The organism is Marinilabilia sp. (assembly GCF_016278715.1).
In the GTDB taxonomy this organism is placed as follows: domain Bacteria; phylum Bacteroidota; class Bacteroidia; order Bacteroidales; family Marinilabiliaceae; genus Marinilabilia.
On the sequence record NZ_JADQBH010000157.1, the window covers coordinates 1 to 7250 of the forward strand.

Sequence of the window (7250 nt, forward strand, 5' to 3'; positions counted from 1 at the left end):
GGATTTGAAATCCGCAAAAGAAGAAAACGTGTTGATTTCAAATCCACACGAACCAAGGGTTTTATATAACCACAGGGCCTACAGAGGAGCACAGAGCTTACAGTTTTTGTTCCCTGGGAAGATGGTTTTTATTTGAAATTCATTAATATTGAGGATTCGCAAATAACACAGCGTCCTCTGTGTATCCCCGTGTCCTCTGTCGTAAAATTATAATACCCTATCACGCCGGGTTTATATAACCACAGGGCCCCCGTGCCCTCTGTGGTAAAAAATAAAAAACACCAGTATTGCCGGGTATCATATAGCCCCCGTCGGAGTGGAATTGCAATCCACTCCGTAAAATTAAAATAGTATTCTTGTTCCCTGACAATATCCATTAAGATAAAGGGTTTAAGGCGGATTTGAAATCCGCAAAAGAAGAAAACGTGTTGATTTCAAATCCACACGAACCAGGGGTTTTATATAACCACAGGGCTCACAGAGGAGCACAGAGCTTACAGTTTTTGTTCCCTGGGGAGATGGTTTTTTTTTAATTCATTGATATTAAGGATTCCCAAATTGCACAGCGTCCTCTGTGTATCCCCGTGCCCTCTGTGTTAAAATTATAATACCCAACCAAGCCGGGTTTTATATAACCACAGGGCCCACAGAGGAGCACAGAGATTGCAGTTTTTGTTTCCTTGGAAGATGGTTTTTATTTAAAATTCATTAATATTGAGGATTCCCAAATAACACAGCGTCCTCTGTGTATCCCCGTGCCCTCTGTGTTAAAATTATAATACCCAACCAAGCCGGGTTTTATATAACCACAGGGCCCACAGAGGAGCACAGAGATTGCAGTTTTTGTTTCCTTGGAAGATGGTTTTTATTTAAAATTCATTAATATTGAGGATTTCCAAATAACACAGCGTCCTCTGTGTATCCCCGTGTCCTCTGTGGTAAAAAATACCAGTATTGCCGGGTATTATATAACCACCGAGATTACAAATGAACACACAGGTTACAGCTTTAAGTTCCAACCCAAAACCCGAAACTCAAAACACACAACCCTTTTATGCAAAAAATTATCCTGGTAGCCGGAGCACGTCCCAACTTTGTGAAAATAGCCCCATTGTGGCGGGCTTTTTCCAATTCAAATGGGGTAGAGGTGGTGTTGGTGCATACCGGACAGCACTACGATGATGTCATGAGCAGGGTGTTTTTTGACGATTTGGGGCTCCCCGAACCGTCCTATAACCTGAATGCAGGGGGAGGGAACCAGGCAAAGCAAACAGCAGATATTATGACCCGGTTTGATGAGGTGCTTGACAAATTGTTGCCTGACGATGTGATTGTGGTGGGAGATGTCAATTCCACTCTGGCATGTTCGCTGGTGTCTGTAAAGCGGGGCATACGCACCTCTCATATAGAAGCGGGTTTGAGAAGCTTCGACCGTTCTATGCCCGAAGAGATCAATCGCCTGGCTACTGATGCCATCGCCGATTTGCTTTTTGTTTCCGAGAAATCAGGCATGAAAAATCTCAGAAACGAAGGAGTATCTGAGGACAAAATTCATTTCGTGGGAAATGTGATGATCGACAGCCTTGTTTTCGCCGCAGATGCCATTGAAGGTTCCAAGGTAGCGAAGCGCCTTCATCTTGATTCTCAAAGTTACGCATTGGTGACCATTCACCGGCCTTCCAATGTGGATGATCCCGGGCGGCTTCGCCATCTGATGGAATGGCTGCAACAATTGTCACAAAAGGTGCCTGTGGTTTTTCCCATGCATCCCCGAACCCGAAAGAGTCTGGCAGTGACAGGAATTATTGCGGATTCTATAGAAGGGGATTTTCCGGATTTGAAAATTGTGCCTCCCCAGGGTTACATTGACTTTCAGAACTTACTGAAGAATGCCCGTTTGGTGGTTACAGATAGCGGCGGACTTCAGGAGGAAACCACCTGGCTCGGGATTCCCTGTGTGACCCTTAGAAAAAACACTGAGCGCCCCGTGACCGTTGAGCAGGGAACCAACTTTCTTGCAGGGATGAAGTTGGAGAAGGCGGCAGAAATTGTCGATTCCTGTCTTGCCGGGACAATCAAAAACGGCCGAATTCCACAACTTTGGGATGGCCACACCGCAGAGCGAATTGCAAAGGTGATTCTCTGGAAAACCGAAGTGGATGGTATAAGAACTCCTGATTTATAGTAAATTTGCACTTGTAAAGAACCTTCAGGATGTCCGGGCAAATTGACATAAACTTTTTTGCATCACTATTATTCATTAGTTTGGCAATAATGATGCCTTGTAGACCGGGCTCATTCATTAAAAAAATAGACCAATGATACGAATCATTATAATATTTCCCGTAATTGTTTTGTTTCTGCTCTCCGGATGCAGTCCGAATGAGCCCATTCCTAAGGATTTTCCGGATCAAGAAGAAATGGCGGAAATTCTTACCGACCTCTATTTTGCAGAAAGTGTATTGTCCAATAGTCGCTATGACGGCGGAAGTGAGAATCCTGAAGATTTGGCACCCGGTTATTACAAGTACGTGCTGGAAGATTATGGTTTATCTACAACCGAATTTGATTCTATTCGTCAGTGGTATGTCTCGCATCCTCACCACTATCAGGAGGTTTACGATAAAGTGGTGCTTTCGATTACAAAGCGTGAAGCGGCGTTGAATAAACAAATTAAAGCTGAAGGTGCAGCCTCAGATAGTTTACCCGAGGTAAGGGATCTTTGGGAACTTGACAGGGAAATAATTACGGTCAACTCAACTGATACAGCCGATCATCGGTTACCTTTTGTGGTTTCGGCAGATTCGCTTTCCGGAGGGCAAATCAGGTTTTCTGCTTTTTACCGGTTTTTGAGACCAGATATGAGCAAGGAATCCAGGACTCAAATCGTTACTTTGTTTGCGGATAGTACCTCCGATACGCTTTCGGTTGCTCTTAATAAAGTTTTTGAGAAAAAAAGCATTAGTCTGGTGGCCAATATCGATACTGCTCCTCCGGTTATTGAAATTTCAGGGTTTCTTTTTCAACATGATACCACATTGACGGGCGCCGTTGAGTTTACCGAAATTCGTCTGGAACATCTGGAGGCTCTCGAGGACGACAAAAAAGACCTTGAATTAATTAAGAAAGGAGTGGATGTCCGTTAACCGTTTTGCTGCACATTTCATGTTGTCTCCTGAGGGAGCGCTGGTGAGGTGGCCTGTTGTTGCCGTAAGCGATGAAGGGGTTATTGAGTCGGTTGAGTGTTTCGAACATGGGTTTAAGGAGCGTCCCTTTACCCGGTTTTTTTCCGGAATTTTGTGTCCGGCGTTTGTGGATATTTGTTCTAAGGTGTCAGCTGCCGAAATTCTCGGCGACCAATTCCTTCGCAATCGCCACTTTCGGGATGGAACCCTCATTCTGGGAGTGAAGGATGTTGAAAGTACAATTCCGGCAGTTCAAAAGGGAATCCCGGTGGTGGTGCAAATTCCGACAGAATGCCAGTCCGGAACATTCCAAAACCAGCTGACCGGAAGCGGAACAATTCTGGAAAGAATGAAGGGCCATACTTTCTCCAATGTTACATTGGAGGAAGCCCTTTTTGCTGCAACGACCGGCGCCGCGAAACTCGGGGGTCTTAAGGGGGTGGGCCGACTGGAGCCGGGGGCCAATCCCGGATTATTGTTGCTCCGGAATGTCGATCTGGTAAATAAACAGTGGACGGCGGGGGCAGCAGTGAAATGGTTGAATGTACCTGATGAGGAGTTGGTGAGGGGCTGATTTAAGAGCCAAACACTTTTATCTAAGAATTACACAATCGATCGAAAATGGATTATTGTTCCTAAAGGGGACAGTCCAAAAAGTCATTGGTTTCGTGTTTTTTGTCATTCTGAACGAAGTGAAGAGACTTATTGTCAATAATCTACAAGACCATAACCCGGGAAATGCAAAGGCTATAGTGACTTTTTAGATCGCTACACCTGTTTGCCTTCGGTCTACTCGATCAAACTATTTTCAGCTAACTTAATACTTAATTCGTCTCAAAATAAACCTGTCCAAGACAAACAACTACAAGTTGCTATCAGCCTTGCTTGAAGCGGACCTTGGCAGACGAGACTAGAAACAATATCTTTCACAAACGGTCCGGTAATAACCTAACCTGGACGAGCCAGAACCAAACAAATCGATACAGAATCTGTCGAAGCTCCGCCGCTTTTTTTTATCACATTGTTTCTGTCGTTCTACCGCCGCTTCGTGGCCATTAATTCCAAGTGTCGTGTCATGTGTAAAATGACGTATAAGTTGAAACTGATTTTTGCTTTTCTCATAATGAGAAAAAGAGCGCATAGCAATTGCTGTGTAGACTTTTTATCTTATTTGGTTTAATTCCTTAGAAAAATCCAATACAAAATTATTCCCAAACCTTTGCGGTTTTTTGTATCTTTGTGTGTCGAAAAAAAACGGTTAAACCTGAATAAATAATTCAGGTTCGGATAGAAACCCAATAATTCTTAAATATTATGTCGAAAATTGAAGCTTACAATTTCTCAGGAAAGAAAGCCATCGTTCGTGTGGACTTTAACGTTCCTTTTAACGAAAAATTTGAAATCACTGATGATACACGCATCCAGGCTGCATTGCCTACGTTAAAAAAGATTGTTGAAGATGGCGGTTCTGCCGTTGTGATGTCTCACCTTGGACGTCCAAAAGGAAAAGTCAATCCTGATTTCTCTATGAAGCATGTTCAGGGGCGTTTGTCCGAACTGCTGGACGTGGAAGTGGTATTTGCCAAAGACTGTGTGGGGCCTGACGCCAAAGAAAAAGCCGCTTCTCTTCAGCCAGGGCAGGTCTTGATGCTTGAAAATCTACGATTCCATCTTGAGGAAGAAGGTAAGCCTGATTTGACTGATGACGCATCCGAAGAGGAAAAGAAATCAGCTAAGGCAGAAATGAAAGAGAAGCAGAAGCAATTTTCTAAAGATTTAGCTGCTTTGGCTGATGTGTATGTAAACGATGCTTTTGGCACGGCTCACCGTGCTCACGCCTCAACTGCGGTTATTGCCGATTACTTCGATGCTGAAAGTAAGATGTTTGGTTTTCTTATTGAGCAAGAGCTTCAAAGTCTTGATAAAGTTTTGAAATCACCCGAGAGACCATTTACGGCCATCATGGGGGGTGCAAAAGTTTCTTCAAAAATCACCATAATTGAGAATCTGCTGGACAAGGTTAATAACCTTATTCTTGGCGGAGGCATGACTTATACATTCATTAAAGCACGTGGTGGAAATGTGGGTGATTCCATTTGTGAGAATGAATATCTCGACCTGGCTCTTAAAATCGAAAAACTGGCCAAAGAGAAGGGTGTAAACCTTTACCTGCCTGTTGATGTAGTTGCTGCCGATGCATTCGAAAATAATGCAAATACTAAGATTGTTGCTGTTGATCAGATTCCAGAAGGCTGGCAAGGGCTTGATGCAGGTCCTGAATCTATCAGGTCTTTCCAGGAAGTTATTGAGAATTCTAAAACCATTCTCTGGAACGGTCCGGTTGGTGTATTTGAAATGGAGACCTTCGAAAAGGGATCCCGTGCAGTAGCTGATGCCATTGCTGCAGGGACTAAGAAAGGTGCTTTCTCACTTATTGGGGGTGGAGACTCAGTGGCTTGTATCAATAAATTTGGTTTGGCCGACGATGTTTCATACATTTCAACTGCCGGTGGTGCACTTCTGGAATATCTTGAAGGTAAAGATCTGCCGGGTATTAAGGCCATTCGTGGATAATATTCGTTTTTAATTCTTACCGCCGGACAATGCATGGAGTGCTGCGTCCGGCGTTTTTTATAAGATTGAACCGGGTACGACATTTTACGGTGCCCATTAAATGTTAGAACCCATGCGCCTCCTTTACACCTTCGGAATTCGTTTCTTTTCTTTTGTAGTGGCTTTTGCTTCTTTTTTTAATGAGAAGGCAAAATTACTTCACAGTGGAAGGAAAGAAGTATGGCAAAAACTGTCAGCTCTGAAAAGTGAGTCTTCCGTGGTATGGATTCATTGTGCTTCATTGGGCGAGTTTGAGCAGGGACGTCCGGTTATTGAGGCATTAAAAGAGAAGGTTCCGGGAAAGAAAATTCTGCTTACCTTTTTTTCCCCTTCGGGATATGAGGTTCGAAAAAATTACGACCTGGCTGATGTGGTGTGTTACCTGCCGGCCGATACACCGCGGAATGCGCGTAAATTTTTGAGTGTTGTGCAACCGGAAGAAGTTTTCTTTGTGAAGTACGAATTCTGGCCAAACTTCTTTAATGAGTTGTCAACACGCCATATACCACTCTATAGTGTCTCCGCAATTTTTAGAGAGAAACAGATATTTTTCAGATGGTATGGCCGTTGGTTTAAAAAGGCACTAGGTGCGGTGACACGTTTTTATGTGCAGGATGAAACTTCCGGAGATCTTCTTCATCGAATCGGGTTAGATAATTATGAGGTGGCCGGAGATACCCGCTTCGACAGGGTGACTGCTATTGTTGATGCTGCCACCGATGTTCCGGTTGCCGCTCAGTTTGCTGAGAATGCCCGTTTGGTAATTGTTGCCGGCAGCACCTGGCCGCCCGATGAGGATATTTTGGTGCGGTACATAAATCAGGCACCGGAAGGGGTTCGGATGATTGTGGCTCCCCATGAGGTACATGAAGGGCATATACGCGAAATAGAACAAAAGCTTAAAATTCCGTTTTTCCGTTTCACGCGAATGGAGAACGCAAATGTGGCCGATAGTCGGGTAATGATTGTTGACACCATTGGTCTGTTGTCCGCCATTTATCGCTACGGACATGTTGCATGGATTGGTGGAGGTTTTGGAAAAGGCATTCACAATACATTGGAAGCAGCCACTTATGGAATGCCTGTCCTTTTTGGACCCGCATTTCATAAATTCAAAGAGGCCCGTGATTTGATTGAATGGGGAGGCGGTTTTTCGGTGGATAATTATGATGACTTTTTCTCTTTGGTTGAGAAGTTCAGAAACAATGAAACACAACGAAGGGAATCGGGCAAAGCTGCCGGTTCTTATGTGAAGTCTATGTGCGGGGCTACCCGCATGATTATGAAACAGGTGTTCGGAGTGGATGGGGATTAGTCAGAAGTCAGAAGCCTGTGGAATCATCTTAACCGACTCACCTGAGCCGTTAAAACAGGCAGATACTTCAATCTCCGCGAGCTAATAGGTTTTCTTTAAATGAAGCGCCCTCTGTTTTAATTACAGCCCCATTGTAT

At 44.1% G+C, this 7250-nt stretch carries 5 protein-coding genes; all 5 read left to right on the forward strand.

The genetic code is table 11. From position 1 onward, the window contains the following. The first annotated feature begins 1054 nt into the window (after positions 1-1054). Positions 1055-2185, forward strand: a complete 1131-nt coding sequence (gene wecB, locus QZZ43_RS10025) for a non-hydrolyzing UDP-N-acetylglucosamine 2-epimerase (protein ID WP_291858517.1) — start codon at positions 1055-1057, stop codon at positions 2183-2185. 133 nt (positions 2186-2318) lie between these two features. Next, the gene (locus QZZ43_RS10030) at positions 2319-3146 is read left to right on the forward strand and encodes a DUF4296 domain-containing protein (RefSeq protein WP_291858520.1); all 828 of its coding nucleotides are present in this window, start codon (positions 2319-2321) and stop codon (positions 3144-3146) included. Then, complete coding sequence (locus QZZ43_RS10035) at positions 3136-3759, forward strand: hypothetical protein (protein WP_291858522.1); 624 nt, start codon at positions 3136-3138, stop codon at positions 3757-3759. Before QZZ43_RS10030 ends, QZZ43_RS10035 begins: the two co-directional genes overlap by 11 nt. 740 nt (positions 3760-4499) lie before the next feature. After that, entirely contained in the window at positions 4500-5759 is a 1260-nt protein-coding gene (gene pgk / locus QZZ43_RS10040; RefSeq protein WP_291858524.1) for a phosphoglycerate kinase, read from the forward strand. Positions 5760-5871: 112 nt separating this feature from the next. Continuing rightward, positions 5872-7113 (forward strand): glycosyltransferase N-terminal domain-containing protein, encoded by a 1242-nt coding sequence (locus tag QZZ43_RS10045; RefSeq protein WP_291858525.1) that lies wholly within the window; start codon positions 5872-5874, stop codon positions 7111-7113. Positions 7114-7250: the final 137 nt, after the last annotated feature.

Bases quoted from the DNA above. Each gene is read 5' to 3' on its own strand.
- pgk (WP_291858524.1), top strand. From the start codon at position 4,500: ATGTCGAAAATTGAAGCTTACAATTTCTCAGGAAAGAAAGCCATCGTT.
- QZZ43_RS10045 (WP_291858525.1), top strand. From the start codon at position 5,872: ATGCGCCTCCTTTACACCTTCGGAATTCGTTTCTTTTCTTTTGTAGTG.
- wecB (WP_291858517.1), top strand. From the start codon at position 1,055: ATGCAAAAAATTATCCTGGTAGCCGGAGCACGTCCCAACTTTGTGAAA.
- QZZ43_RS10030 (WP_291858520.1), top strand. From the start codon at position 2,319: ATGATACGAATCATTATAATATTTCCCGTAATTGTTTTGTTTCTGCTC.
- QZZ43_RS10035 (WP_291858522.1), top strand. From the start codon at position 3,136: ATGTCCGTTAACCGTTTTGCTGCACATTTCATGTTGTCTCCTGAGGGA.